25 protein-coding genes are annotated in these 25,696 nt (G+C 43.3%); 22 read left to right on the forward strand and 3 right to left on the reverse strand.

What is annotated here, in order from left to right:
• Positions 1-274: 274 nt before the first annotated feature.
• Entirely contained in the window at positions 275-2,368 is a 2,094-nt protein-coding gene (locus tag G7Y32_RS03960; RefSeq protein ID WP_165210914.1) for a surface-anchored 5'-nucleotidase, read from the reverse strand.
• Positions 2,369-2,596: 228 nt separating this feature from the next.
• On the opposite strand from G7Y32_RS03960, the gene G7Y32_RS03965 reads away from it, so the two are divergent.
• The 14 genes from G7Y32_RS03965 (at position 2,597) to G7Y32_RS04030 (ending at position 17,671) form a co-directional block, all read left to right on the forward strand.
• Positions 2,597-3,025 carry a MarR family winged helix-turn-helix transcriptional regulator gene (locus tag G7Y32_RS03965; RefSeq protein WP_165210917.1) on the forward strand — a complete coding sequence of 143 codons (429 nt, stop codon included), beginning with the start codon at positions 2,597-2,599 and terminating at the stop codon, positions 3,023-3,025.
• A 7-nt stretch (positions 3,026-3,032) separates the two neighbouring features.
• Positions 3,033-4,862 (forward strand): ABC transporter ATP-binding protein, encoded by a 1,830-nt coding sequence (locus tag G7Y32_RS03970; RefSeq protein ID WP_165210920.1) that lies wholly within the window; start codon positions 3,033-3,035, stop codon positions 4,860-4,862.
• On the forward strand, positions 4,852-6,600 hold the full coding sequence (locus G7Y32_RS03975) for an ABC transporter ATP-binding protein (protein WP_165210923.1): 1,749 nt from the start codon (positions 4,852-4,854) through the stop codon (positions 6,598-6,600). The genes G7Y32_RS03970 and G7Y32_RS03975 overlap by 11 nt, the downstream gene beginning before the upstream one ends.
• Before the next feature lie 519 nt (positions 6,601-7,119).
• The gene (locus tag G7Y32_RS03980; protein WP_241154198.1) at positions 7,120-8,547 is read left to right on the forward strand and encodes a DHA2 family efflux MFS transporter permease subunit; all 1,428 of its coding nucleotides are present in this window, start codon (positions 7,120-7,122) and stop codon (positions 8,545-8,547) included.
• Positions 8,548-9,010: 463 nt separating this feature from the next.
• Entirely contained in the window at positions 9,011-9,457 is a 447-nt protein-coding gene (locus G7Y32_RS03985) for a MarR family winged helix-turn-helix transcriptional regulator (RefSeq protein ID WP_165210926.1), read from the forward strand.
• On the forward strand, positions 9,454-10,083 hold the full coding sequence (locus G7Y32_RS03990) for an ABC transporter permease (protein ID WP_165210929.1): 630 nt from the start codon (positions 9,454-9,456) through the stop codon (positions 10,081-10,083). The genes G7Y32_RS03985 and G7Y32_RS03990 overlap by 4 nt, the downstream gene beginning before the upstream one ends.
• The gene (locus G7Y32_RS03995) at positions 10,080-10,988 is read left to right on the forward strand and encodes a glycine betaine ABC transporter substrate-binding protein (RefSeq protein ID WP_165210932.1); all 909 of its coding nucleotides are present in this window, start codon (positions 10,080-10,082) and stop codon (positions 10,986-10,988) included. The genes G7Y32_RS03990 and G7Y32_RS03995 overlap by 4 nt, the downstream gene beginning before the upstream one ends.
• A gap of 53 nt (positions 10,989-11,041) precedes the next feature.
• Positions 11,042-11,800 carry an ABC transporter ATP-binding protein gene (locus G7Y32_RS04000; RefSeq protein ID WP_206221353.1) on the forward strand — a complete coding sequence of 253 codons (759 nt, stop codon included), beginning with the start codon at positions 11,042-11,044 and terminating at the stop codon, positions 11,798-11,800.
• Positions 11,793-12,422, forward strand: coding sequence for an ABC transporter permease (locus G7Y32_RS04005; RefSeq protein ID WP_165210938.1), 630 nt, complete (start codon positions 11,793-11,795; stop codon positions 12,420-12,422). The genes G7Y32_RS04000 and G7Y32_RS04005 overlap by 8 nt, the downstream gene beginning before the upstream one ends.
• Positions 12,423-13,051: 629 nt before the next feature.
• A complete protein-coding gene (locus tag G7Y32_RS04010; RefSeq protein WP_165210941.1) occupies positions 13,052-13,669 on the forward strand; it encodes a GTP pyrophosphokinase in 618 nt (205 codons plus the stop codon).
• Entirely contained in the window at positions 13,670-14,365 is a 696-nt protein-coding gene (locus tag G7Y32_RS04015; protein ID WP_165210944.1) for a response regulator transcription factor, read from the forward strand.
• Complete coding sequence (locus G7Y32_RS04020; RefSeq protein WP_165210947.1) at positions 14,358-15,599, forward strand: sensor histidine kinase; 1,242 nt, start codon at positions 14,358-14,360, stop codon at positions 15,597-15,599. Before G7Y32_RS04015 ends, G7Y32_RS04020 begins: the two co-directional genes overlap by 8 nt.
• 82 nt (positions 15,600-15,681) lie before the next feature.
• On the forward strand, positions 15,682-16,692 hold the full coding sequence (locus G7Y32_RS04025; RefSeq protein WP_165210950.1) for a hypothetical protein: 1,011 nt from the start codon (positions 15,682-15,684) through the stop codon (positions 16,690-16,692).
• A gap of 19 nt (positions 16,693-16,711) precedes the next feature.
• Positions 16,712-17,671: a flagellar basal body-associated FliL family protein gene (locus G7Y32_RS04030; RefSeq protein WP_165210953.1), complete on the forward strand. Its 960-nt coding sequence runs from the start codon at positions 16,712-16,714 to the stop codon at positions 17,669-17,671.
• A gap of 112 nt (positions 17,672-17,783) precedes the next feature.
• On the opposite strand, the gene G7Y32_RS04035 is transcribed toward G7Y32_RS04030, so the two are convergent.
• Entirely contained in the window at positions 17,784-18,140 is a 357-nt protein-coding gene (locus tag G7Y32_RS04035; protein WP_165210956.1) for a DUF1304 domain-containing protein, read from the reverse strand.
• Positions 18,141-18,526: 386 nt separating this feature from the next.
• On the opposite strand from G7Y32_RS04035, the gene G7Y32_RS04040 reads away from it, so the two are divergent.
• Entirely contained in the window at positions 18,527-18,715 is a 189-nt protein-coding gene (locus G7Y32_RS04040; protein ID WP_165210959.1) for a Blp family class II bacteriocin, read from the forward strand.
• A gap of 112 nt (positions 18,716-18,827) precedes the next feature.
• Here G7Y32_RS04040 and G7Y32_RS04045 read toward each other — a convergent pair whose 3' ends face one another.
• Positions 18,828-19,010 (reverse strand): 4-oxalocrotonate tautomerase, encoded by a 183-nt coding sequence (locus G7Y32_RS04045; protein WP_165210962.1) that lies wholly within the window; start codon positions 19,008-19,010, stop codon positions 18,828-18,830.
• 366 nt (positions 19,011-19,376) lie between these two features.
• Between G7Y32_RS04045 and G7Y32_RS04050 the strand changes: the two genes are divergently transcribed.
• The 7 genes from G7Y32_RS04050 (at position 19,377) to G7Y32_RS04080 (ending at position 25,694) form a co-directional block, all read left to right on the forward strand.
• Positions 19,377-19,967, forward strand: coding sequence for a thymidine kinase (locus G7Y32_RS04050; RefSeq protein ID WP_346773312.1), 591 nt, complete (start codon positions 19,377-19,379; stop codon positions 19,965-19,967).
• Positions 19,967-21,046, forward strand: coding sequence for a peptide chain release factor 1 (prfA, locus tag G7Y32_RS04055; protein ID WP_165210968.1), 1,080 nt, complete (start codon positions 19,967-19,969; stop codon positions 21,044-21,046). Before G7Y32_RS04050 ends, prfA begins: the two co-directional genes overlap by 1 nt.
• Positions 21,043-21,873 (forward strand): peptide chain release factor N(5)-glutamine methyltransferase, encoded by an 831-nt coding sequence (gene prmC / locus G7Y32_RS04060; RefSeq protein ID WP_165210971.1) that lies wholly within the window; start codon positions 21,043-21,045, stop codon positions 21,871-21,873. Before prfA ends, prmC begins: the two co-directional genes overlap by 4 nt.
• Positions 21,866-22,465, forward strand: a complete 600-nt coding sequence (locus tag G7Y32_RS04065; RefSeq protein ID WP_165210974.1) for an L-threonylcarbamoyladenylate synthase — start codon at positions 21,866-21,868, stop codon at positions 22,463-22,465. The genes prmC and G7Y32_RS04065 overlap by 8 nt, the downstream gene beginning before the upstream one ends.
• A gap of 392 nt (positions 22,466-22,857) precedes the next feature.
• Positions 22,858-24,108, forward strand: a complete 1,251-nt coding sequence (glyA, locus tag G7Y32_RS04070; protein ID WP_165210977.1) for a serine hydroxymethyltransferase — start codon at positions 22,858-22,860, stop codon at positions 24,106-24,108.
• A gap of 1 nt (position 24,109) precedes the next feature.
• Positions 24,110-25,087, forward strand: a complete 978-nt coding sequence (locus G7Y32_RS04075) for a nucleoid-associated protein (RefSeq protein ID WP_004229090.1) — start codon at positions 24,110-24,112, stop codon at positions 25,085-25,087.
• A 1-nt stretch (position 25,088) separates the two neighbouring features.
• Positions 25,089-25,694 (forward strand): lysozyme family protein, encoded by a 606-nt coding sequence (locus G7Y32_RS04080; RefSeq protein ID WP_165210980.1) that lies wholly within the window; start codon positions 25,089-25,091, stop codon positions 25,692-25,694.
• Positions 25,695-25,696: the final 2 nt, after the last annotated feature.

Here is a 25,696-nt window from a genome sequence, read left to right on the forward strand (position 1 = left end):
TGTTTTTCCTTTTGCCGCAAGGCTAAAGCGAAAAAACTAGTCAACGGTTCTGATGCCATCACCTACAGTAAAGCTAGAATCTAATTTTTTCTTAGTATCGATTGACATAATGCCTTTGGCTCATTCTCGGTTTTCTTATGCTATAAGAAGGATCTGATTTATCCGCTTGAAAATCTAGTTTTACCTATCACAAAAAAAGCATGACATCTCATTCCTCAAACGAAGGGAAAATGTCATGCTTTTTTCATTTCATAGAAAAATTCTTAAGCTAGGGCTAGTTTTCTTCCTTTTTCTTTCCTGTAAAGAAGACTGTAAATGTCATGATCAGACCGACTAGGCTGAGGGCGGTTGCTGATTTCTCCTCGGTCCCCGTTTCCGGCAAGGACTTAGCCTCAGTTCGCTTAACTTGTTTAGCTTGAGCAGCGGTTGACTGATTTCCTGTCTTGTCAGCGAGAGGTGTGAGGTTAAAGCTAGCACTTGGTAGAGCTTGAGTTTCTCGTTGAGCTCTTGCTTCAGACTGATTTTCTTTAATCAATTGGTCGCTGATAATAGCTTGACCGACTGGCTGACCTTGACGATTGACATAGGTCTCTATAGTCAGCAGATGACGACCATCAGGTCGGTCTTGATAGGTATGGGCCGTTTGAACGGTGACATAGGTCTTGTGGTTCATCTCCGGTATATCAACCGTTTTACCGGCAGCCTCTTGATCTTTGATGTATTGGACAAAGGTTTCGGTATCAGGATCAATCGCACCGATCAGGGGAGCATTGCGCAACACAGAGAAACCATCACCACCACCATAGAGGAAGTCGTTGATGACCACCTTGTAGGTCTGACTCGGATCAATTTCGCTGCCGTCATCCTTATAAGCTTTGACCACTTTATAAGGTGTTTCCTTGCCCCCAGCAGGATTATCGGTATAGAGATAGTGAAGCCCAGCCATTTGAAAGAAATAGCGTTGTTGCTCGTCATATTGTTGGTTAAGGGCGTCATAAATCTGTTGGCCTGTCAGCTGAACAACTTGTAAGACATTACCAAATGGCTGAACGGCTTGGGCAGCTCCCCAAGTGATAGATTTGTCAGGATTAACAATCAAATCTGAACGAACACCACCATTATTTGTTAAAGCGAAATCAACATCAGGATAGGTTTTACGAGCAATGGTCAATTGTCCTTGAGTAACCAAATCACCAACAGCTGTTTCCTTATCTTGGTTGGTCTCCCGAGTGATAGCTTGAGGAAATGTAGCAGTTCCGATTTTAGCCTGCGTGACAGTTTTCACTCGCCTGCTGGCATCGTCAACAATAGCTTGAAGGTCAGGACTACCTGCCTTACCTGGTGCTACAGGAATAATTTGAGCGCTTGGGATATCAGTAAAATCACCTGTATCGGTATCTAAGACGCCGCGAACATCTTCAAAAGCCTTACCTTGGGAAGTGGCCTGAACGACGCGTGTTCTGCCAACCACCCCATTAGCGTACTTGTGACTGTGACCGGCAAAGAAAATATCGACACTGTTGTCTGGATAAATTTGGTTGAGCTTATTAAGGATCGGCACAGCATCACCTTCGAGTTCACCCGCATCATTGTCAGCAGCGACGTGAGCCAGAACACCGATAGCATGGACGCCTTGGTCATTCAATTCCTTGGCATATTTGGCAATGGTTTCGGCCTCATCTAGGAAAGTGTAGCCTTCGAGATTTTTCCTCAAGACAAGATTGGGAATTTCAGTCGTGACAATACCAATATAGCCCATCTTGACTTCTTTACCATTAATAGGAATAGTTTTGATAGCATAGGGCTGCCAGCCAAAGGGAATCTGATTCGTCTTTTGGTCAATGATATTGGCGGCTAGGATCTGCTGTTTAGCAGCTTCTTGCTGGCCATCAGCTGAATATTGGTCGACAATAGGATCGAATTTACCCGGTTCCGGTGCTTGTCCCTGAACGATTCGGTTGTACTCAGCTAAACCTTCATCAAATTCGTGATTACCAATAGTTCCGAATTGGACATCCATTTGATTAAAGGCTTTAACAGTTGGTTCATCCTGCAGAAGACCTGAATTGGCAGGACTGGCTCCAACCATATCACCGGCTTGTACTCGAGTCGTGTCACCCTGTGGATGCTCAGCTTGGAATTGCGTCTGAGCATCATCCATATAAGCATCAAGCTGGGCAACACCGCCGGCATCCCTGACAGGTCCATCTGGCATAGAAGCCGTCCCCGTCGTATCCAAGGCTCCGTGAAAGTCATTAACGCCAAGAACTTGGACATCTACTTGATCTGCCGCTACCTGAATGGATAAGAAACTGGCTCCAGCTACCAAAGCAAGCAGTGAACTTTTTAAAAATATGTGTTTTTTCATAAACACCTCCATAATTTTTTCTAACCAGCATAAGTTTACAATGAAAAGCCGAATATTTCAAGAGTATTTTGTTTTATCATTCAAATTAAAGCGAACAAACCAAAAAAATAAACAGTCATGGTTTGCTGAATAGTTTTCATAGAAACTTATTGCTTGACTTTGCTAACCCAAGAGACTATAATAATTCTCACGAGAACTAGTTGTTTTCAAGAAAAGCGAGGTATTTTCATGAAAGATCCTTTTGATACTTTCAGAAACTTTATCAATTCTATGGAAACTAGCGTTCAGGAATTAGCAAAAGCTCACGGGGTAGAGCACTTAGCTGGCCCTCAGGGATTCACTGTCTCTTACCTTTTCGAAAATCGGGGCAAGGAAATTTTCATTAAGGACATAGAGGAAAAGCTGGAGATTTCCAAGTCTGTCGCTAGTAATCTCATTAAACGGATGGAAAAGAATGGGTTCATCCAAGTCAAACCTTCTCAAAAGGACAAACGTTACAAGCAAATCGTTCTGACTGATTTAGGTTTGGACAAGGCAGAGAAGTTAAAGGTTTTTCGAATCAAAATTCATGAGAAAGTTCTGAATGGTATTGATAAGCAAGACATGGAAGTTGCCCGTCGGGTTTTTACGCAACTGAAATCAAATTTAGAAAAGTAGGAAGAATATGTTCAAAATATTTAAACGCTTAAGCGCTAAAGAATGGGGCATGATTGTTCTGTCGACTATCTTTATCTGTTTAGCAGTTTGGATGGATTTGAAGACACCTGAGTATATGTCTAAAATCACAACCTTACTGCAAAATAAAGGGACGACAACCTCAGACATCATGGACCCTGGTTCAAAGATGCTGATGTTCTCCTTCGGCAGCTTTTTGATGGCTGTCTGTGTTGGCTTTTTAGCAGCCAGAACCGCTGCTAGTTTTACCACTCGCCTGCGCTCAGATATTTTCAATCAAGTAGCTGATTATTCGCAAGCTGAAATCAAGCAGTTTTCTGTTCCGAGTCTCTTAACACGGACAACCAATGACTTGACCCAGCTGCAGATCATGATTACCATGGCTATGCAAGTGGTCACACGGGGACCAATTATGGCAGTCTGGGCTCTGACAAAAATTTGGGGGAAGAGCGGTGATTGGACCAAGGCTGTCGGTGTGGCTGTTTTAATTGTTTTCATTCTCTTGTCTGTTCTCTTATTTGTAGCTTTCCCCCGCCAACGTAAGGTTCAGGGATTAACCGATGACCTTAATGCGACGACCCGTGAATCTTTGACAGGTGTTCGAGTTGTTCGTGCTTACAATGCCGAGGCTTACCAAGATAAAAAATTCCGTGAGGAAAATGAAAATTTGACCAAGCTCAATCTCTTTGTTTATCGGCTGATGTCCTTGATGAACCCTGTGATGACTATGGTTTCCAGCGGTTTGACGTTAGCGATTTATTGGATTGGGGCGCATTTGCTTTCGGATGTTTCCATTCCCAAGGTTGACAAGACTAGCCCTATGGTCATGAAAATGGTAGCAGAAGCTACTAAGGCTGTTAAAGACCGTATTTCCATTTTTAGTGACATGGTAGTTTTCTCTTCTTATGCCATGCAGGTTGTTATCGGCTTTATGATGATGGTGGCTATTTTTATCATTCTGCCAAGAGCCTTGGTTTCTGCTAAGCGGATTAATGAAGTATTAGCTTTGAAATCATCTGTTACATTCAAGAAAGAGTCCAAATCTGATAACGGGCATAAAGGAGAAGTGGAAGTTCACGATGTTTCTTTCCGCTACAGCAAGAATTCGGCAGCCGTTATTGAGCACGTCTCTTTCAAGGCAGAAAAAGGACAGACGATTGCCTTTATCGGTTCGACCGGTTCTGGTAAATCAACCTTGGTCAATCTCATTCCACGTTTCTATGATGCCACCGAGGGTTGGATCAAGATCGATGGTGTCAAGGTGCAAGACTACAGCCACGATGACCTCAACAATAAGGTGGGCTATATTCCTCAAACGGCTGTCCTCTTTAGCGGCACCATCCGTTCCAATATGGAATTCGGTGAAAGCGCTCAAGGGCGCTTGAGTGATGACGCTATTTGGGAAGCTCTTGAGTTGGCTCAAGCTAAAGACTTTGTCCAAAGCAAGGACAAGGGTCTGGATACCGAAGTGGCCCAAGGAGGAACCAACTTCTCAGGCGGGCAAAAACAAAGATTGGCTATTGCCCGCGCTCTTGCCCGTAAGCCTGAAATTCTCATCTTTGATGATTCCTTCTCAGCTCTGGACTATAAGACCGACAGAATTTTGCGTGAGGAACTCAATAAGAAAACTGGTGATTTAACTAAACTGATTGTTGCCCAACGGATTTCAACTATCATGGATGCTGATCAAATCATTGTGCTTGATCAAGGTAAGGTCGTCGGTCAAGGGACTCACAAGGAACTGCTGGCCGGCAACCCTGTCTATCAAGAAATTGCTTACTCACAACTTTCAAAGGAGGAATTGGAAAATGAAGACTAAAAAGACCTCTCTAATCAGCCAAATGACTCCTTATTTGAAAGGATACAAGGCTCTCTTTGGTCTAGCTGTTATCTTTTCTATTGTTTCCAGTACCATTACCGTGATTGGACCAGATAAGCTGAAAGAGATGACCGATACCATGACCAAGGGACTGGCTGGTAAGATTGACTTGGATAAAATCGGTTCCATTGCCATGACCCTTGCTCTTTTGTATATTGGCGGAGCAATTGTCTCTTATATGGCAAGCTTTATCGTTTCAACCCTAATTCAACGTTTTTCACAACGTTTGCGGGATGCAATTGCTGACAAGATTAACAAGATTCCCCTCAAATACTTTGATAGTCACGCCCAAGGGGATACCTTATCGCGGGTAACCAATGATGTTGACTTGATGACCCAATCCTTTAACCAAAGTCTGGTCACCATGGTTTCGGCTATTGTACTTTTAATTGGATCCATCTTGATGATGATAAAAACCAACGGTGCTTTAGCAGGAACGGCTATTGGCTCAGTCTTGGCAGGCTTTGTACTGACTGGCTTTATCATGGCTCGCAGTCAACCGCTCTTTAAAAAACAACAGGCTAACCTAGCTGAAGTCTCTGGCTATGTTGAAGAAATTTACACTGGCCACAATATTGTGACTAGCTATAATGCCCGCCAAGAAACCAAAGAAGTCTTTGAAAAACTTAATAAGAATCTCTACACTAGCATGTGGAAGTCCCAATTTTTCTCGGGTATTATGATGCCCATGATGCAGTTCATCGGAAACTTTGGTTATGTCATGGTCTGTATCGTTGGGGCCCGCATGGCCATCAATGGCGATATTACTATGGGAACTATTGTTGCCTTCATGACCTATGTTCGCATCTTTACCCAGCCGATTTCTCAAATTGCTCAAGGCATTACCCAACTCCAAGCGGCTAGGGCTGCCATGGGACGCGTCTTTGAATTCCTTGGTGAAGAAGAAATGGAAGTTGAAGACGCTAAAACTAAGCAACTGGACAAGGTTAAGGGAGATGTCGCCTTTGAAGATGTTTTCTTTGGCTACAACCCTGACAAAACTATTATTCATGACTTCTCAGCACAAGCCAAGGCTGGTCAAAAAATTGCCATTGTCGGCCCAACAGGTGCTGGTAAAACGACCATTGTTAATTTACTCATGCGATTTTATGAAATCAACAAAGGTAAAATTTCTATCGATGGTGTTAATATCCACGACATGAAACGATCAGAAGTCCATGATGCCTTCTCCATGGTCTTGCAAGATACCTGGCTCTTTGAAGGAACCGTTAAAGAAAATCTGATTTTCAACCAAGACCATATCACAGATGAACAGGTGCTGGCGGCGACCAAGGCTGTCGGTGTCCACCACTACATTAAGACCCTGCCTAAAGGCTATGATACTGTTCTGGATGACTCGGTTACCCTATCTGTCGGACAAAAGCAGCTCATGACTATCGCTCGGGCCTTGCTCAAGGACTCACCGCTCCTGATTTTGGACGAAGCAACCTCATCGGTTGATACTCGGACAGAGGAGTTGATTCAAAAGGCTATGGACAAACTGATGGAAGGACGGACATCCTTCGTCATCGCCCACCGCCTGTCTACTATCCGCAATGCCGATTTGATTTTGGTCATGAAAGATGGTAATATCATCGAACAAGGTAACCACAATGAGCTAATGACTCAGAATGGCTTCTATGCGGATCTCTATAATTCACAATTTGTTTCTGCCTAATGCTGGCAGCAAATCCCGAGCCCAAAAGGCCGGGATTTTTTGTACACGCAGAGAAAATCAGAAAGTTTGACACAGAGTCATTAATTTAAAGATTCAAGGAAAGCTGATCTTTTCGCACAGCCTTGTAGGCGGGTTTAGTTTGCGACTACGATTACTGTGATTTTAAAAAAGTATCAACAGAACAGTTAGGAGAGCAGCGCGATGCAAATAATAGTATAAGAAAGACTAGAAAATTCAGCTATCAACGATGAGGAGAAGAAGGGAGTTTTTCTACTTTAAGCTGTATTTTCAAATCATTTCAGAAAATAAGTATTTTTTCAAAAAAAGACTTACGAAAAAATCTTTATTTTGCTAAGATAAATAGTGACTCAATGAGTTCGATAGCTTAATTAATAGTCTGTAAAAATGAGCTTTTTCGAGGAGAAACAGACCCTTCTAGGGTTTTGATGTTCTCGCTTTTTGAAAGACTCTTTTTTATTGGCTTGTAAATCGCTTTTACCGATTGAAAGGAGAATTTTTTTGAAAGAACATACGCAAATGACTACTGGCAAGGCAGCTGTCCCTGTCAAACATCCTTGGCTAGCTATGGCGGGGTTGCTCATTGGTGCCTTCGTTGGGATGTTGTCCGAAACATCACTCAATATTGCCCTGCCTAAATTAGAAACAGCACTGGGCGTAGGGACCTCATCCCTGCAATGGCTGGTAACCGGTTATATGCTGGTTATCGGAATTGTCCTGCCCTTGTCTAGTCTGATTTCTAAGTGGTTCACGACCCGCCAAACGGTAATCTTCGCCTTAATCGCTTTTATTGGTGGTTCAATTATTTCAGCCTTGGGAACAGACTTCGGTATGGTACTGGCTGGTCGAATGATTCAGGGTATCGGAACTGGCTTGATTATCCCCTTGCTTTTTACCGTAGCCATGAAAATATTCCCTATGCAAAAATTGGGAGCTGCTATGGGGGTCAATGCCCTAGTTATCATGTTTGCACCAGCAGTGGGCCCTACCTTGACAGGACTGCTCTTGGCCAAACTGTCTTGGCGTTATATTTTCTGGGCTTTTGCCCTTATCTTGATTATCGCTTTGCTCCTATCTCTTGCCTTTTTGAGAAATATTGCAGAGCTGACCAAACCCAAGGTTGACTTCCTGTCTGTTTTGTCAAGTGTTCTTGGCTTTGGTGCCCTAGTTGTCGGTGTCAGCTTCGCCAGCGAAAACGGCTGGGGGTCTTCGATTGTCCTAGGTTCACTTGTTATTGGTATTCTAATTTTAGCTTTCTATACCTATCGCCAGCTGCAACTGAAACACCCTATCCTCAATTTGAGAATCTTTTCTAAACTGGACTTTAGTACGGCAGCCATTCTGGTAATGTTAGACTTTGCAATTATCCTGTCAGCTATGTATCTCTTCCCGCAATTCATTCAAAATGGGATGAGCCTGCCAGTTGCGATGACCGGGATTATCATGTTACCTGGCGGTATTGTCAATGCCATTGTCTCAGCAGTATCCGGCCGTCTGTATGATACGCTAGGGGCACCAATTCTTGCTAGACTGGGATTTGCTATTGCGGTAATCGGGGCTATCATGCTGCTTTTGGTAAAACCGAGCTCATCTGTCGCCTACATTATTACAGCTCACATCGTCTTAATGATTGGTTGTCCTTTGGCTATGTCACCTGCCCAAACCCATGCTCTCAATAGTTTAAGGGGGGCAGAATCTGCTGATGGTTCAACCATCATGAACACCATGCAACAAATCATTGGTGCTATTGCCACAGCGTTGGCAACCAGTTTCTTGGTCCTCGGTCAAAAGCATTACCAAGGTGAAAGCAAGGCTCTTGCCTTTACCAATGGTGTTCACTATGGATTTTATTTCACCTTAGGTTTGGCAGTGATCGCCTTTGTGCTAAGCTTGACCTTGAGAAGACACAAGAATAGACTAAGAAAGTGATTCTCAAAGAATCAGCTTAAACGTATACCGAAATAGCAAACAGTTGGGAGAAATCCCAGCTGTTTTACTTTATCTATATCAAATTTTTAACCATTTTAGCAATTTATGGTATCCTAGGAGAAATTCATGATCATAGCGGTGATTTAGAGATAGGCTTCCTTTCTTAGGCCGAGTTTCATCTAATCATACTAAAGACTTACGGGAATGGTCCGAAGGTCTCGCTGATTTCTGCTTTTTTAACAGCCAGCTACCAATAATTAGAAGTAAAAGGTGACTGATCTTATTGAGCAGCTATAATCATCTATTCAAATATTGGTTTCAATAGCTATTAGAGTCTGGTTAGGCTAATTGCTAAAGGAGAAGCATGCGGGTAGTAAATCGTTGCAGCTTTGTTCTGAGTGTGTTAGAGTGATATAGTAAAACTTTTTTACCATATTAAATTCTAAGAGGGAGGAGAGAAATTATGAAACTTACTAGGGCTCAGTCTTATGCACGACTGCGGGATGAACAGTTTTCATTATATGAAGATTATGCCAGAAAACATGGCATGAACAGCAAATCTCTATTTGTCTTGATGTGGGTTTATCATTTCCCCTCAGGCATGACACAAAGACAGCTAGCTGAGAGGACCTTTTCGACCAAACAGGTCATGCAGGCTATTATCAAAAATTATTTAAAAAAGGGCTGGGTTTACTTGGAAGCCAGCCAGTTAGACAGGCGCCAAAAAATTGTGAAATTGACAGAAAACGGAAATGAGCAGGTTAAAGAACTGATCGGCCCACTGCAGCGTTATGAAGCCGAAGCTATGGCCAGTTTATCTGAGGAGCAGCAGGAGCAGCTTTTAGCGGCGACTCAGGCCTATTCACAAAAGTTTAAAGAGCTGATAGAAAATACGGGAGACGACCTATGATTAATAAAATCATTCACTATTTTTCAGCCAACGGCTCTACCTACTGGAGTTATGTTTGGCAACATATCAGCCTTAGCTTAGCTGCCTTACTGGTTTCTTTAGTACTCGGACTTTCTCTGGGTTACTGGGCTTACAGAAGTCCGCGCCTCAGGCAGTGGATAACAGGAACCAGTCAGGCCCTGAGGGTCATTCCCAGTCTCGGCGTTCTCTTCATTCTTATCCCTTTCATTGGTGTTGGGGTCCTGCCGGCTCTGATTGCTCTGATTTTTCTTGGTTTGCCGCCTATCCTTGTTAATACAGTAGTGGGATTTGAACAGGTGCCGGATACTCTGTTGGAAACAGGGCGAGGGTTAGGGATGACCCAGCGCCAGCTGATGGTCAAGGTCAGTTTTTCTTTGGCTTTGCCCTATATTTTAAATGGCATCAAGCTATCTTTGGTTGAAATTATTGCCAGTGCCACATTAGCAACTTATATTGGTGCAGGGGGGCTGGGCAATCTCATCTTCACAGGTTTGCAGCTGTTTCGGTATGATTTGCTGATTATCGGCGGTGGATCGGTAGCGCTCTTGTCCTTTCTTAGTATGCTGATTTTAGATTTAGGAATTAAATGGAGTAGTATCAAATGAACAAAAAATTATTATTAGGTCTTATTTTAGTTGTTCTATTGGTTGCTGTGGGGGGATTCTTTTTCCTGGGCAAACAAACGGCTGATAAGGCAGGAAATAAAGGAACCATCCGCTTTGGTTCCAAAGATTTCACAGAAAATCTAGTTGTCGCCGAAGTCTATTCTCTGGCCTTGGAAGATCACGGTTACAAGGTTGAACGCAAGGCCAATATCGGAAGCTCGCTCATCCACAATTCACTGAAAAATGATGAGATTGATGTTTACCCAGAATATACCGGAACGGGTCTTTTATCGGTTCTCGGAGAAGACTTGCAGACTGATTCCAAAGCAGTCTATAAGACGGTTAAAACGGATTACGAGAAAAAGTTTAACTTGACCTGGTTGGATTATGCGCAGGCTAATGACAGCCAAGGTTTAGTAATTCGGACAGAGGTTGCTAAAAAATTGGGAATCAAGACAATTTCTGATTTGCAAAAACATGCACAAGAATTACGATTTGCTTCCCAAGGGGAATTTGATCAGCGAGAGGATGGGTTGCCAGGCCTTAAAAAGACTTACGGAGATTTTGCATGGAAGTCCTCGAAAGTTTATGACAACAGCCTAAAATATAAAATTCTCGATAATAACAAGGCTGATGTCACACCTGCTTATACCACAGAAGGTCAATTAGTCAACACAGACAAGTATACCCTGCTGAAAGATGATAAAAACTTTTGGCCGCCGTATAATTTAGCGCCTGTTATCCGCGATGAAACACTTAAAAAATATCCAGAAGTAAAGGAGATTCTGAATCAGGTGACTAAAACCTTATCAACCAAGACAGTTACCAAGCTCAATGCTCAAGTTGATGTAGATGGCAAAGACTACAAAGAGGTTGCAAAGGATTACTATAACAGCATAAAATAATAACTATAGACAAGAAAACGCCATGAATTATAAAAGGAGAGAGTATGGCCGCAATCATTCACTTTGATCATGTCAGTAAACTTTATAATGGCAAAGCAGTCGTTGATGATATCAGCTTTACCATTGAAAAGGGAGAGTTCATTACCATTTTGGGGAGTTCTGGTTCTGGTAAAACCACAACCTTAAAAATGATCAACCGTCTCATCGAGCCTAGTAAGGGAAAGATTGATTTTAATGGACAGGATTTGCTGGCGCTAGACCCCATAGCCCATCGACGCCATATAGGGTATGTTGTGCAGCAGATTGGTCTTTTTCCGCACATGACAGTAGCAGACAATATTGCCACTGTTCCCAAATTATTAAAATGGGATAAGGAGCGTATTCGCCAAGAGACAAACCGACTCTTAGAATTGGTACAGCTGCCGGCTCAAGAGTATGCTGATCGCTATCCGCACGAACTCTCAGGCGGTCAGCAGCAGCGAGTCGGTGTGGCCCGTGCTCTGGCCTGCGATCCTAATGTCATTCTTTTTGATGAGCCCTTTGGTGCTATTGATGCGATTACACGAACCGATCTACAGAATCAGCTGCTGAGTATTCATCAGCAGTTAGCTGATAAAACTTTTATTTTTATCACCCATGACATTACAGAGGCTTTTAAATTAGGAAATCGCATCCTTATAATGGATCAGGGGCGAATTTGCCAGTTTGATAGTCCCCAGACGATTATTAAAAATCCGCAGAACGACTTTGTCAGCAAACTGATTGAAACCGCTCGTGCACAGGAATCTTTGTGGAGTCTTGCCCATGATTGATTATTTTAAAACGGCTTCCGACCAGCTGATGTCGGCAACAATTGAACATATTATTCTTGCAGGAACGGCTCTGCTGATCGCCTTATTGGTTGCTAGTGTCATCACTTTCATTTTGCTCTTTGTACCCAAGCTGCGTCAGCCCTCTGTTTACACACTATCGCTTTTATATGCTGTTCCCAGCTTTGCTCTTTTTGCGCTCCTGATTCCTTGGACAGGGCTTGGGACAACAACAGCAGTCATTACCCTCGTTGTTTACGCACAGTATACGATGGTCAGAACCTTTCTCGAAGGGCTGCTGCAGGTGGATCAAAATGTAATGGAAGCAGCTGCAGGTATGGGAATGACCCCGCTACAAATTTTATATAAAATCCAGCTGCCTCTAGCGGCTCCGGCTATTATAGCCGGTATCCGTTTGGCAGCGACTGCAATCATTGCCATCGCTACCATTGCTTCAACAGTCAATGCCGGCGGACTTGGTACTATTCTTTTCGATGGCCTGCGTACAATGAGTTTTCCTAAAATGGCCTGGGGTATTCTATTAACAGTGACTCTCAGCCTGATCGTTAACGTTATCCTCTATCTTATTGAAGAGATTTTAAAAGAAAGTCAGACAGCTGCCTGAAGGCGGCTGTTTTTCTTTACGACGACGAGTATGTGCCTGCCGTACGCCATAAATAGAGGACTGATCAGTTAGCTGTTGGAACAAATACTATGTAGAATGAGGGACGAGTTGAACGGCTATATGCTGAACGTCCTATACGGTTGTCTGAGGAGGATAGGAGAAAAATCCAGCTCTCTATTAACTAGTTTGGATAGAGCAGTGACTGGAAATGAAAAGAACCTAACATTGACAATTCGAGTTCGCATTCTTACCCCGCACAGCTCTAAAGGTCTAGGAGACCTTTAAGAGGCTGGAAATAGTTGGAATAAGATGAAAGCTGTTCATCACATTCGTTTTAGGTTTTCTGCTTTGGCCTTACGGCAAAAGCAAAAACAAATTTATGCTAAAGCGACTAATGAACTGTGCAGCGGTAAGACTTCTTGGCCTAGCCAACAAGTCTGGTTTCCCAATCACTGCGCCAAGAATTTATATTTCAAAATTAGGTTTTTAGACATACTCTTCAGATATTACAAGACTGTGTGGGTGAGAGTTAAACCATCATAGCCGTTATCTCGCTCCCGCTCGAATATCGGGAATTATGTAAGTGATTGTGCTATAATAAATCCATTATTATTTTAGAGGAAGATTTTATGACAGGTATCTATGGCGACTATGCAGATTATCTGCCGCAGATTCTGAAAACATTAACCGATGCTATCAAGACAGCTAACCAAGATCAAAAGGCAGCAACCGGTTTCAAGCTCTACGAACATTTACTGGCTCGCATCAAATCAGAAGACAGTATGATTGAAAAATGCGGTCGCAAGGACCTGCCAGCAACTCCTAGATCAGCCCTTAAGGAAATTCATGATAGCATCGGTATTCGTGTCGTCTGTGGCTTCGTTGATGATATCTACAAAACTGTTGACATTCTCAAGGATATGTCCGGGGTTGAGGTCATAACCGAAAAAGACTATATCGCTCAAGCTAAACCTAACGGCTATCGGTCCTACCACCTTATCTTGCAGTTAGAGACAGATTTCCCTGATATTGATGGTAATGCCAGAGGCAAATATTTTGCTGAGGTCCAGCTCCGCACGATTGCTCAGGATTCTTGGGCCAGTCTGGAACATCAGATGAAGTACAAACATGATATCAAGAACCCTGAATTGATAACCCGTGAACTCAAACGCTGTGCGGATGAGTTAGCGTCTTGTGATCTGAGTATGCAGACCATTCGCGATTTAATTGAGGAAGGCGGTGATTAAATGACCTTGCGTATTTTATTGGCAGAAGATGAGGAACAACTAGCCCGCGTTTATCAGGCAGCCTTGGAGCATCAAGGTTATCAAGTTGATCACGCCCCAAATGGGCAAGAAGCTGTTGATTTAAGCCGTGAAAATCCTTATGATGTTATTATTCTCGACATTATGATGCCGATTAAAACAGGGTTGGAAGCATTGAGTGAGATTCGCGCCTTGGGGGACCGCACCCATATCATCATGCTGACGGCTATGTCTGAAATCAATGACCGAGTAACTGGCTTGGATGCTGGAGCTGATGAGTATCTGACCAAACCTATTTCCTTGAAAGAACTTCTAGCCCGCCTGCGCTCGATGGAGCGCAGACTTGAGGGGAGTTTTACAGCCAAGATTTTAGAATATGGCTCTGTCAAACTTAATGTAGCTGAACAGGAAATGACAGCCAGCAACACCATCCGTCTGTCCGGCAAAGAAAACAAGCTGATGGAATTCTTTATGCTCAATCCTGCTAAAATGCTGTCTACCTCAGAAATTTTTCAGCAAATCTGGAGCAAGGATGAGGACGGAGTCACTGAGGATTACGTTTACGTTTATGTTTCCTACCTGCGCCAAAAGCTCAAGTCCATCCAAGCCGATTTGGAAATTGTTGGCGAGAAAGGCAGGAGTTTCAAATTAATAGAAGCAGGTGACCGTCATGTTTAGGCACTTACGGATTCGTATTATTATGATCGCCGCCGCAGCACTCTTGGCTGCTCTTTTTCTCTTTGCCAGTGTCCTTAATTCTGCTTATTATCTCACGACAAATCGACAAATTGACAGTGCGCTTCAGCTTTTATCGACCAATAAGGGGGAATTAGCCTATAATAGCCAAACGTCAGAGCGTCTGGGTATTACGTCGCCGGATGCCCTTTATAAATACCGCTATTTCAGCATCCTTTTAGATAAGGATAATCATCTGGTTTCTGCCTCTATAGAAAATATCCGCTCTGTTAAGGACGGTGACATTGATACTATTATGCAGAAACTTTCGCGTTCCGATGAACCGGATGGGAAATTTATCCTGAGAGGAATTACCTTTTCTTATCGGAAAACCCTTTTAGATAACCATCGAACGCTCATCGTTGTCTTAGATAGCAGCGAGTTTTATGAGTCCAGCAATCGCCTCAGTCGCCTGACTTATTTTATGTCTGTCATCAGTTTTATAGTCTTTCTTGTGATTTTTACGGTTTTCTCCGGTCGCATCATCCGTCCTTTTGTTAGAAATATGGACAAGCAAAGGCGTTTTATCACTAATGCCGGCCATGAACTGAAAACCCCTTTAGCCATCATTCAAGCCAATACAGAGCTTCAGGAATTGATGACCGGAGAAACGGAGTGGTCAACCTCCACTAAGGATCAAGTAACCCGCCTGACCAATCTGATTAATTCAATGGTAGCTCTGGCACGTTTGGAAGAACAGCCTGATTTAGTTTTAGCGGATGTCAATCTATCAGAAGTGACACAAGATGCTGCCGAAGACTTTAAGGGACCCGTTGTCCGTGATGGCAAGAGCTTTGTCATGGAAATTATTCCAGACATTCATATTCAGGCCGAAGAAAAATCAATCTTTGAACTAGTCACTATCCTAGTCGATAATGCGAATAAATACTGTGATCCGGGCGGTCAAGTCAGCGTTCATCTCAGTCAGGTTGGCCGCACCCGAAAACGGGCCCGTCTGCAAATTTCCAATACCTATAAAGAAGGCCAGGGTATTGATTACAGTAAGTTTTTCGAGCGTTTTTACCGAGAAGAAGAGTCCCATAACAACAAGAAAAAGTCTGGTTTTGGTATTGGTCTCTCGATGGCTCAAAGTGTTGCGAAGCTCTTTCGAGGCCGTATTTTTGCTACTTACAAGGACGATACAATCACCTTTACGGTTGTTTTTCCAAAGTCATAAAAAGGCTAGAGCTGAAAAATGTCTAGCTTTTTTTAATCTGGCTATGCTATAATAATCAAGACTAGTTTAAGCGAGGTAATCCATGGATAAAGAAGATTGGATAACATTATTTAAAGAGGTTAATGGACGGGATCCAGAAGCGCAGGAAATTGAAGCAGCTATCAGAAATGGTGTTATCGACCAAGTTCCAGAAGAAGCTAAACCTGCCCCCGAACCAACTCCACAGATCTCAAATAATCACAGCTTCCAAAAGGAAACTACAGCTGGACAGCGTCCAGCTCCTCAGTCCTCAGCAACTCCAGTTAAATCAGCGGCTGAGGAAAAATCAGCAGAAGTGGGTCAGGAGCAACAGAACCTGATACAGACGAGTCCAACCAAGTCTCAGCAGACCCAGCCACGGTTTGCCAAACAGAAGATTTTGAAGGTCGGCTTAATCAGTTTAGCCTGCCTGTTTCTTGCGTTAATCTTGGCCCTAGCCGGCTATGGAACTTGGCGCTACCAATCTGGCAATATCTCTGGAACTTGGAAATTGGAGAAAAAGGTTGTCTATAGCTCTGGTGATAAAATTAAACTGGTTCAAGGCAATGCCAACTCTACCACTCAGGCTAATGTTGCTTATAAGGAATATCTGACAGTCGATAGAGCTAGGAATCTCTATACTTTTGCCTATCTCCAAGATAAGCAGGATAAGGATTCCGTCGGCCTTCCTATCACCAATTACTTCCAAAACTCTCTCAAAGCAAATTACTGGAAAAAAACAATCAGGACGACCTACTCTAAAAAGGAGGCCAAAAAGATGGTTGTCAAATCCTACAATCGTTTCTTCAGTCGCATCGGTGTTAAAGAAACGCTCAAGATAAGGGATCTTAGCTACTTTGACACTGACCGAGATTTGCAAGAGAGATTTGCTTATACCTACAGCTATCAGGTCAAAGGAGATACCTTGACCTTGGTAGCTCGGGACAAAAAGGGCAAAAAAGTAGAAACGCTAACCTATAGAAAATTATCTAAAAAAGGGACTGAGGATTTTCATAAGCAACTCAAGTCGGTTAGGCTCAAATTTGAAAAAAACATGAAGAAACAATATAACTAGAAAATAAAGTGAGGCAAATATGACAAAAGAAGAATGGATTGAATTTTATAAGTCTGTCAATGGCAGAGAACCGAGTCAGGAAGAAATTGATGCGGCTCAGGCATCTGGCGTCTTTAGTCCAGATGAGCAGCAAGCAAACTCCAATCAACAGGCCCAAGCAAGCCAGACGGAAGTGAATCCCAATGCCGTTCAAGCTGACCCAAGGTCAGAGAATATGGCTCACCCCCAAGCACAGGTTCAAGCAGCTGACTTAACCAGCAGTCAAGCTTTTGCAGGGCAGATGCAGGCTGGCATCTCTGGTATGCAAACGCCAGTCAATCAGCTCCCCAAGAAAAAGACAAAATTAGTTTGGAAAATTCTGGCTCTCGTTGTTATCGTAGTCTTGATCCTCGGTGCAGGTGGCGGCGGCTTTACCTGGTGGCACTATAAATCCGGTGACATTCGAGGAACTTGGGAGATGACAGAGTCCCTCTACTACAATAAAAAGAAGAAAAAGTGGGAAAGTCGTCTTAAGGATTACACCAAACTTAACGAAGTTTATACTGAAGTCATGACCATTGATAAAGACAATCAGATCAAAAATACTTCCTTTACAGTGATGACCAGCGAGTACGACTACACCTTTGTTCCGTTTTCTAATAAATACAGGAGCTTCCGCCGTGTCGATCAATGGAATCGGAAAATTGAAACCAGCATGTCTAAGTCTGATTATAGGAAAATGGTTAGCAAGACCGCTTACAAAGAGTTATCCCACACATCAAAATCAGATATTGAAGATTTGATCAAGAGCGATGTTAATAGTGTTTATGATTATCAAGAATCCTATCAGATTAAAGAAAATAAATTAACAATTAGCCGTAAGGATAAAAAAGGCAAGGTAGTATCTAAGATAACCTATAAGAAGCTTTCGAAATCTCAAGCTAATCAGAGAAAAGAAGACTTTAAAAAGGCCGAATACGATTCAGAGCATAATTATTAAAATTGAAGGCAAACAAAAAGACTGAGTTCTGTACTAGACAGGATTCAGTCTTTTTTATAAGATCGTCCGATTCTTAGGGAATGAAAATCCCATTTTCTGTTATGAAGATCGTTTAGCCTAAAAATAAGTCAGCGGCAATGGTCAGGATTGCCAGACCTCCTTGAGTCAAGAGAATCTTAGGGTTAGAAGTTGCAGCGCCATAGGCGGCGACAGCTACGATATAAACCATAATCGGTAAAATCATGCTGGGATTGTAGACCAAGGCGTAGAGAATACCGACCCCAATCAGGCCGTTATAGATACCCTGATTTTTAAAGAGGGTATTAAGATTTTTCGTTTTAAGCTCCTCTTGAGACATCCCAAAAACTCGGGCAGTGGAAGCAGAAGCGGTGGCGAAGGTTTCCAGATACATGATATAGAAAAATTCTAGGGCGACTAGAATGGACAAAACAGTCGTGTAAATTGACAATTAAAATTCCTCACTTCTTAATAATTCTCATCCATTATAGGTTGCTCCCCACCTATTTGCAAGGGATATGACTTGTCCAGTGCTCGCTCTTTTTGGTTTAACGTTTTACGTAGAATATCAAGGAATTGTGAAAGCACCAGTCCTTTACCAATCTGCGGCATCAATTCCGACTACGACTGGCAGAGTGGCTACTTGGCTAGATTTTCTCATTTAGTTTCATTTGAAAGAATTTTTGCGCTAAAGTTAATCGTGTATTTCTTCTTTGACGGAACGATTGTTTTCCCCTAACATCAGGCGTTTGGGGGTTCACAAACTATTTAAAAAATTTTATACTGGCTTTGTCAGATAAAAAGTCTGACAGAATAAGAAGAAAAGGAGTTAATCCTATGACTACAAAAACTTTAGAACAATTTGACGTGATGGATGAACAAGCACTGGCTACTGTAGAAGGCGGGGGTTATTGGGACGACTACGATGCTGTAGGTGCTGGGGCTGCTGCTATTAGCGGAACTGCTGCTCCTTGGTATCTCTTGCAAACTTGTGCACCTGTTGTTGACTTCTTGCCCAGATACTGAAAGGGCTATCGGCTGAGTTAAGTCTGATAATTACATTATAAAAGCGTTTGGAACAAGATTTCCAAGCGCTTTTTGGTTTTCATGTTTGGTAATTAAAATAAGCCCGCTGAATTTATTTCTTCTTCATCTCACCATGCGGGAAGTAACTGCCTTCTGGCAGGTCTTTGATGATGACATGGATGTTTTCTTTGGGCGCATTGGCAACACGGGAGACAACTTCGGTCACTTCGCGGGCTAATTCGATTTTTTGATCTTGCGTACGACCTTCAAAGAGATCAATTTTTACAAATGGCATAGAGATTCCTCCTAAATTTTTTAATGAACATCACCATTCTAACATGAATCAGTCAATAGCGCTTGAGAAAAAAGTGAATAAACCGCTGTCGGTTAATCAATTTTCGGGAGGATAGGAGATTTGTCATCAAGTTCCCTAAAGTTCTTAGCATTGCTTAAGGGCTTAGCAACACAGTGTTTGCCTAGCCTTGTTTACTATCACGTGCGAAACACCTAGATAATAAGCCTTTGCCGTATCCTTAGAAAGGGCTAAAAATATTAAGTTTTAAAAGCATCGGCTCTAAAAATTAACAGGAATTTCCCCCTGCCAGTGAAGGGTAATTTATGGTAAAATAGAACCATTAATGTTTTAGACAGGATGGATATTTTGGCACAGTTATATTATCGCTATGGGACTATGAATTCAGGCAAATCTATTGAAATCTTGAAGGTGGCCTACAACTACGAAGAGCAAGGAAAGCCGGTTGTGCTCTTGACTTCGGCTCTGGATACACGTGGTGGAATTGGTTGGGTTTCCAGTCGAATTGGTCTCAAGCGTCAGGCTAAGCCGATTTCGGGTGATACAGATATCTTTGGTTATATCGAAAGTCTGCCTGAAAAGCCTTACTGTGTCTTAGTTGATGAATGTCAATTTCTGACCAAAGGAAATGTTTTTGACTTGGCCCGAGTAGTGGACGAACTGGATGTTCCGGTCATGGCTTTTGGCCTAAAAAATGATTTCCGTAACCATCTTTTTGAAGGATCGAGGGAACTCTTGCTCTTAGCGGATAAAATCGAAGAAATTAAAACCATCTGTCAATACTGCAGCAAGAAAGCCACCATGGTCCTTCGGATGAAGGGTGGCCAGCCGGTTTATGAAGGCCAGCAGGTGCAAATCGGCGGCAATGAAACCTATGTCTCGGTTTGTCGCAAGCACTATTACCATCCACAACTAGAAAGTGAGAAAAAGCAAGGCTAATGAATATCTACGATCAATTGCAGGCGGTGGAAGACCGCTATGAAGAATTGGGGGAGCTGCTCAGTGACCCTGATGTTGTTTCTGACACCAAACGCTTTATGAAGCTGTCACGCGAAGAGGCCAATACGCGTGAAACCGTGACGGTTTACCGAGAATACAAACAGGTTTTACAAACTATCGACGACGCCGAAGAGATGATTAAGGATGCTGGAGGTGACCCTGAGCTCGAAGAGATGGCCAAGGAAGAACTCAAGGACGCCAAGGCTTCCAAGGAAGAATACGAAGAACGTCTGAAAATCTTGCTGCTGCCTAAAGATCCTAATGATGATAAGAATATTATCTTGGAAATCCGCGGAGCAGCAGGCGGTGATGAAGCCGCCCTATTTGCCGGAGACCTGCTCAACATGTATCAAAAGTATGCTGAAAGTCAAGGCTGGCGTTTTGAAGTCATGGAAGCGTCTTATAATGGTGTAGGCGGTATCAAAGAAGTCGTGGCCATGGTTTCTGGGGATTCGGTCTATTCCAAACTCAAATACGAGTCCGGTGCTCACCGTGTGCAGCGTGTCCCAGTGACTGAAAGTCAAGGCCGCGTCCATACATCGACAGCAACCGTTTTGGTCATGCCTGAAGTGGAAGAAGTGGAGTACGATATCGATCCTAAAGACCTGCGGGTAGATATCTATCACGCTTCCGGTGCCGGCGGACAAAACGTTAATAAGGTAGCGACAGCGGTCCGCATGGTTCACATCCCAACCGGTATCAAGGTTGAGATGCAAGAAGAGCGAACCCAGCAAAAGAACCGCGACAAGGCTATGAAAATTATCCGTGCGCGTGTGGCTGATCACTTTGCTCAGATTGCTCAGGATGAGCAGGATGCCGAACGTAAATCTACTATTGGGACAGGCGACCGTTCTGAGCGGATCCGCACCTATAACTTCCCGCAAAATCGTGTGACTGACCACCGAATCGACCTCACCCTGCAAAAGTTGGACTCTATTCTCTCTGGTAAAATGGATGAAGTCATCGATGCTTTGGTTCTTTACGATCAAACCCAAAAACTGGAAGAATTAACTCAATGACCTATGCCCAACTATTCCTGCAGTATGAGCTTGAACTGGAAAAAAACCAAGAAGAACCCGAGAGCTTAACCTTTACGTTTAGACATCTCAAAGGGCTTGATATGACTGAGTTTGTCCTGCTTTTACGCCAAAAAGTAAGTGAGGGTGATCGGGCTCTGATCGACCAGATTGCCAAGCGTCTGCTTGCCCATGAGCCTGCCCAATACATTATTGGCTACGAAACTTTTCATGACCTCAGCTTCAAGGTAGATAAGCGGGTGCTGATTCCTCGTCCTGAAACAGCTGAATTGGTTGATTTGGTTTTAGAGGAGAATGCAGATAGTAGGCTGAGCTTGCTTGATCTTGGGACCGGAAGCGGTGCTATTGCTGTATCATTGGCACACAGCCGCCTTGACTGGCAGGTAATGGCTTCTGATATTTCTCAAGATGCTTTGGACTTAGCTGGTGAAAATGCCCTAGCTAACAAGGTGCAGGTAGATTTTCGTCAATCCGATGTTTTTGATCAGATTGAGGAAGTTTTCGATATTATCGTCAGCAACCCGCCTTATATTGCTCAAGCTGATATAGATGAAGTGGGCCTAAATGTTCAGATTTCTGAGCCTCATCTAGCTCTTTTTGCCAAGGAGCAAGGATTGGCTGTTTACCGCAGAATCGCTGAAGAAGCCAAAGCCCACCTCAATCCTGATGGCAAAATTTATCTAGAAATCGGCTATAAGCAAGGACAGGCAGTCTCACAGATGTTTAAAGTTGCCTTTCCAGATAAGCGGGTGAGAGTTTTACCTGACCAATTTGGTCAAGACAGAATGGTGGTGGTTGATAATGGCTGATCTACAAGCTATCAAAACAATCTTAGCTGAGGGTGGTGCTGTTATCCTGCCAACTGAAACGGTTTATGGCCTTTTTGCTAAGGCATTAGACCAGCAAGCCGTTGAGCGTATCTATGAGTTAAAGCAGCGTCCGCTCGACAAGGCTATGAACCTCAATGTTGCTAGCTTGGAAGATATTTTGGCCTACAGTAAGGATCAGCCAGCCTATCTAGCTAAGCTCTATCGAGCTTTCCTGCCTGGTCCGCTAACCATTATCCTCAAGGCTAATGACAAGGTTCCAAGCTGGGTCAATTCCGGTCTGTCAACGGTCGGTTTTCGCCTTCCTAATCATCCCGTAACGCAGCAGCTCATTAGGAAATACGGCCCCTTGATCGGTCCATCGGCCAACCTATCCGGTCGAGCGTCTGGTACGGTCTTCGAGGACATTGTCGAGCAGTTGGGTCGTCAGGTGATAGGAGTAGCAGATGACTCAGCCATTCAAGGTTTGGATTCTACGATCTTAGACTTATCTGGAGATAGAGCCGATATTCTTCGCCAAGGCACCATCAGCAAGGAAGCCTTGCTGGAGGCGGTGCCTGAATTAAATTTCTAAAGGAACAGTGACTGATGTTGAGATTTTTAGTTTTATCAGGCACACCAGCTGTTCAGTCCATCAACCATTATATCCCTTAACTCAGGAAAGAACGGAGCAGCAGCTAGAAAACGGCATTATGCCTTTATTCGGCTCGATTCAGATGACAAACGCAAAGGTGCCCATACTTTTTATGACACTATAGATAGTTTGGCCAACTATTATCAGACTTACATTCAATGGAAATGGCCAACCCATTTAGCGCAGTGGCTGGCTGTCCTTATCCCTTTCTAGGCAGTGATAGCGACCAGCCTAGCCAACTGTGCGGGGGTTGGGAAAGAAGTCAAAATTCTACATTTCGTGACTTCTTTCCCACTCCCAGAAGTGCTTTATTAAATCTATGAGGTGATTTTATGATTTTTGACAAAAATGATTACAAGGCTTACGACCCAGAACTTTGGCAGGCTATTCAAGCAGAAGAAGTTCGACAGCAAAACAATATCGAATTGATCGCATCTGAAAATGTGGTTTCAAAAGCGGTTATGGCTGCCCAAGGTTCCGTTTTGACGAATAAGTATGCCGAAGGCTACCCCGGAAAGCGTTACTATGGTGGTACCGACTGCGTTGATGTGGCTGAAAATCTTGCCATTGAGCGGGCCAAGGAGCTCTTTGGAGCCAAGTTTGCTAATGTTCAGCCTCACTCAGGCAGCCAAGCTAATGCCGCAGCCTATATGGCCTTGATCCAACCCGGAGATACTGTCATGGGAATGGATCTCTCAGCTGGCGGCCATCTTACCCACGGCTCACCCGTCAGTTTTTCAGGTAAGACCTATAATTTTGTTCCTTACAATGTTAATAAGGATACGGAAGCTTTGGATTATGACGAGATCCAGCAGCTGGCTGTGCAACACCAGCCTAAACTGATTGTAGCGGGGGCTTCAGCTTATTCACGGATTATTGATTTTGCCAAATTCCGAGCTATTGCTGACAGTGTCGGTGCCTATCTCATGGTCGACATGGCACATATTGCTGGTCTGGTTGCTTCGGGCCACCATCCTAGCCCAGTGCCTTATGCTCACGTAACGACGACAACCACTCATAAGACCTTGCGCGGACCGCGCGGCGGCTTGATTTTGACCAATGATGAAAATCTGGCTAAGAAAATCAATTCCGCTGTCTTCCCAGGTTTGCAGGGCGGTCCTTTGGAGCATGTAATTGCGGCTAAAGCGGTTGCCCTCAAGGAAGCCTTGGACCCAGCTTTTAAAGAGTACGGTCAAAACGTCATCAAAAATGCCCAGGCCATGGCTGATGTTTTTGATGCCCACCCTGATTTTCATGTCGTGTCTGGCGGAACTGATAATCATGTCTTTCTCGTTGATGTGACTAAGGTCGTTGAAAATGGTAAATTGGCCCAGAATATCCTTGAAGAGGTTAATATTACCCTCAATAAAAACAGCATCCCATTTGAAACGCTGTCACCATTTAAAACGTCGGGTATCCGTATCGGCAGTCCAGCTATTACCAGCCGTGGTATGGGTATTGCTGAGAGTACCAAGATTGCTGAATTGATGATTCAAGCCTTAGAAAATCATGATGATGAGGCTGTACTGGAACTCATTCGCCAAGATGTCAAGTTATTGACAGACACTTTCCCACTTTACTAACATGCTAGATTTATATTTAAAAAAGATTATTATCCACCAATTCAGCCCCGACGACACCGAGCTTCGCTTTGCGGATAGGCCGCTGACTTTAACACCAAGTTTAGATGAGTATTTCCGCAAAAAGCTAGCTAAGGTTTTTACCGCCGACGCTAAGCGAGGAACATTTGAGCCTGAAAATGACTTTATCGCCAACCTCGGTGATGATTTTATGGAATCTGCCCGCAAAATAGCCCAGCTCTGGAAGGAAGAGTTTGTCATCAGTGAGGATCAAAAAACCAATGATCTGATCTTTATCCAATTTGATAAGGATGGTGTTGAACATTTCGCCTTCTTACGGCTGGTGCTTAAGGATAGTTTGGCGCATATTCTGGGAGATGATGAGCAGCCGCTCAAAGTCACCCAGAATAATCTGCCTTCCGCTGCCCAAACGCCAGATGAGGCTTTGGTGATTGACCGCCAAACCTACCGTTATTATTTGATCGAAAAACGCATTAAGCACAATGGTAGTTTCGCTAACTATTTCTCTGAAAACCTGCTCAAGGTTCAGCCTGAGCCATCAATCAATAAGTCCATCAAACAGTTGGAGAAGACAGCTCAGAAGGTAGCCGATGATTTCAACAAGGATGATTTCAATTTCCAATCCAAGATGAAATCAGCTATTTTCAAGAACTTGGAGGAAGATCAAGAACTGTCCCCAGAGAAATTGGCCAACCAGCTTTTTGATGATAATCTCACCGCTCGTTTAACCTTTGTAGATCAGCTTAAAGAAGCTATTCCGGAGCCAATCCCAGTGGCTGATGTGGATTATTCCCGTCAGTCCAAGAAGTTGGAGAGTCAGAAACTTTCTCTCTCAAATGGAATTGAACTCATTGTTCCTAATGGCGTTTATCAGGATGCAGAGTCGGTAGAATTTATCCAAAATAATGATGGTACCTATTCCATCCTAATCAAAAATATTGAGGATATCCAAAACAAATAATATGTTTAAAAAAATTAGACGAATCATCTATGTGATTATTGCCTTGCTCCTAGTTTACCAAGGGGTCAAGGTTTATCAATCAGCCAAACGAGTGTTGGCCTATCGACCGTTGGTGGAGCAAGTTTTGGCCGAGGATGATAATAGCACTAATGAAGATTTAGTATTAGCAGTAATATACACAGAGACCAAGGGGCGTGATGACGATGTTATGCAGGCCAGTGAGAGCTCAACGGGGACCACTAAATCCATCAACGATAATAAAGAAAGTATCAAACAGGGAACCAAGGTCTTAGATGAGAACTTAAAAAAAGCCCAAGCCGCTAAAACGGATTCTTGGACAGCTATTCAAGCCTATAACTTTGGCTCTAACTACATCGACTATGTGGCTGACCACGGTAGGAAGAATACCATCCAGCTAGCCAAGGCCTACTCCAAAGATGTTGTTGCACCGAGCTTGGGAAATAAGACTGGCAAGACCTATTATCATATCAACACCATATCCATTCTTTATGGCGGCGGTAAGCTTTATGTCAATGGTGGCAACCACTATTATGCCAAGCAAGTGCAATTCAACCTTTTCTTGATTCGATTGGTTGACAGGTTATAGAA

This window comes from Streptococcus tangpeifui (assembly GCF_011038795.1).
Lineage (GTDB): Bacteria > Bacillota > Bacilli > Lactobacillales > Streptococcaceae > Streptococcus > Streptococcus tangpeifui.

Coding starts and splice junctions, on each gene's coding strand:
- G7Y32_RS03960 (WP_165210914.1), bottom strand. CDS start 2,368: ATGAAAAAACACATATTTTTAAAAAGTTCACTGCTTGCTTTGGTAGCT.
- G7Y32_RS03965 (WP_165210917.1), top strand. CDS start 2,597: ATGAAAGATCCTTTTGATACTTTCAGAAACTTTATCAATTCTATGGAA.
- G7Y32_RS03970 (WP_165210920.1), top strand. CDS start 3,033: ATGTTCAAAATATTTAAACGCTTAAGCGCTAAAGAATGGGGCATGATT.
- G7Y32_RS03975 (WP_165210923.1), top strand. CDS start 4,852: ATGAAGACTAAAAAGACCTCTCTAATCAGCCAAATGACTCCTTATTTG.
- G7Y32_RS03985 (WP_165210926.1), top strand. CDS start 9,011: ATGAAACTTACTAGGGCTCAGTCTTATGCACGACTGCGGGATGAACAG.
- G7Y32_RS03990 (WP_165210929.1), top strand. CDS start 9,454: ATGATTAATAAAATCATTCACTATTTTTCAGCCAACGGCTCTACCTAC.
- G7Y32_RS03995 (WP_165210932.1), top strand. CDS start 10,080: ATGAACAAAAAATTATTATTAGGTCTTATTTTAGTTGTTCTATTGGTT.
- G7Y32_RS04005 (WP_165210938.1), top strand. CDS start 11,793: ATGATTGATTATTTTAAAACGGCTTCCGACCAGCTGATGTCGGCAACA.
- G7Y32_RS04010 (WP_165210941.1), top strand. CDS start 13,052: ATGACAGGTATCTATGGCGACTATGCAGATTATCTGCCGCAGATTCTG.
- G7Y32_RS04015 (WP_165210944.1), top strand. CDS start 13,670: ATGACCTTGCGTATTTTATTGGCAGAAGATGAGGAACAACTAGCCCGC.
- G7Y32_RS04020 (WP_165210947.1), top strand. CDS start 14,358: ATGTTTAGGCACTTACGGATTCGTATTATTATGATCGCCGCCGCAGCA.
- G7Y32_RS04025 (WP_165210950.1), top strand. CDS start 15,682: ATGGATAAAGAAGATTGGATAACATTATTTAAAGAGGTTAATGGACGG.
- G7Y32_RS04030 (WP_165210953.1), top strand. CDS start 16,712: ATGACAAAAGAAGAATGGATTGAATTTTATAAGTCTGTCAATGGCAGA.
- G7Y32_RS04040 (WP_165210959.1), top strand. CDS start 18,527: ATGACTACAAAAACTTTAGAACAATTTGACGTGATGGATGAACAAGCA.
- G7Y32_RS04045 (WP_165210962.1), bottom strand. CDS start 19,010: ATGCCATTTGTAAAAATTGATCTCTTTGAAGGTCGTACGCAAGATCAA.
- prfA (WP_165210968.1), top strand. CDS start 19,967: ATGAATATCTACGATCAATTGCAGGCGGTGGAAGACCGCTATGAAGAA.
- prmC (WP_165210971.1), top strand. CDS start 21,043: ATGACCTATGCCCAACTATTCCTGCAGTATGAGCTTGAACTGGAAAAA.
- G7Y32_RS04065 (WP_165210974.1), top strand. CDS start 21,866: ATGGCTGATCTACAAGCTATCAAAACAATCTTAGCTGAGGGTGGTGCT.
- glyA (WP_165210977.1), top strand. CDS start 22,858: ATGATTTTTGACAAAAATGATTACAAGGCTTACGACCCAGAACTTTGG.
- G7Y32_RS04075 (WP_004229090.1), top strand. CDS start 24,110: ATGCTAGATTTATATTTAAAAAAGATTATTATCCACCAATTCAGCCCC.
- G7Y32_RS04080 (WP_165210980.1), top strand. CDS start 25,089: ATGTTTAAAAAAATTAGACGAATCATCTATGTGATTATTGCCTTGCTC.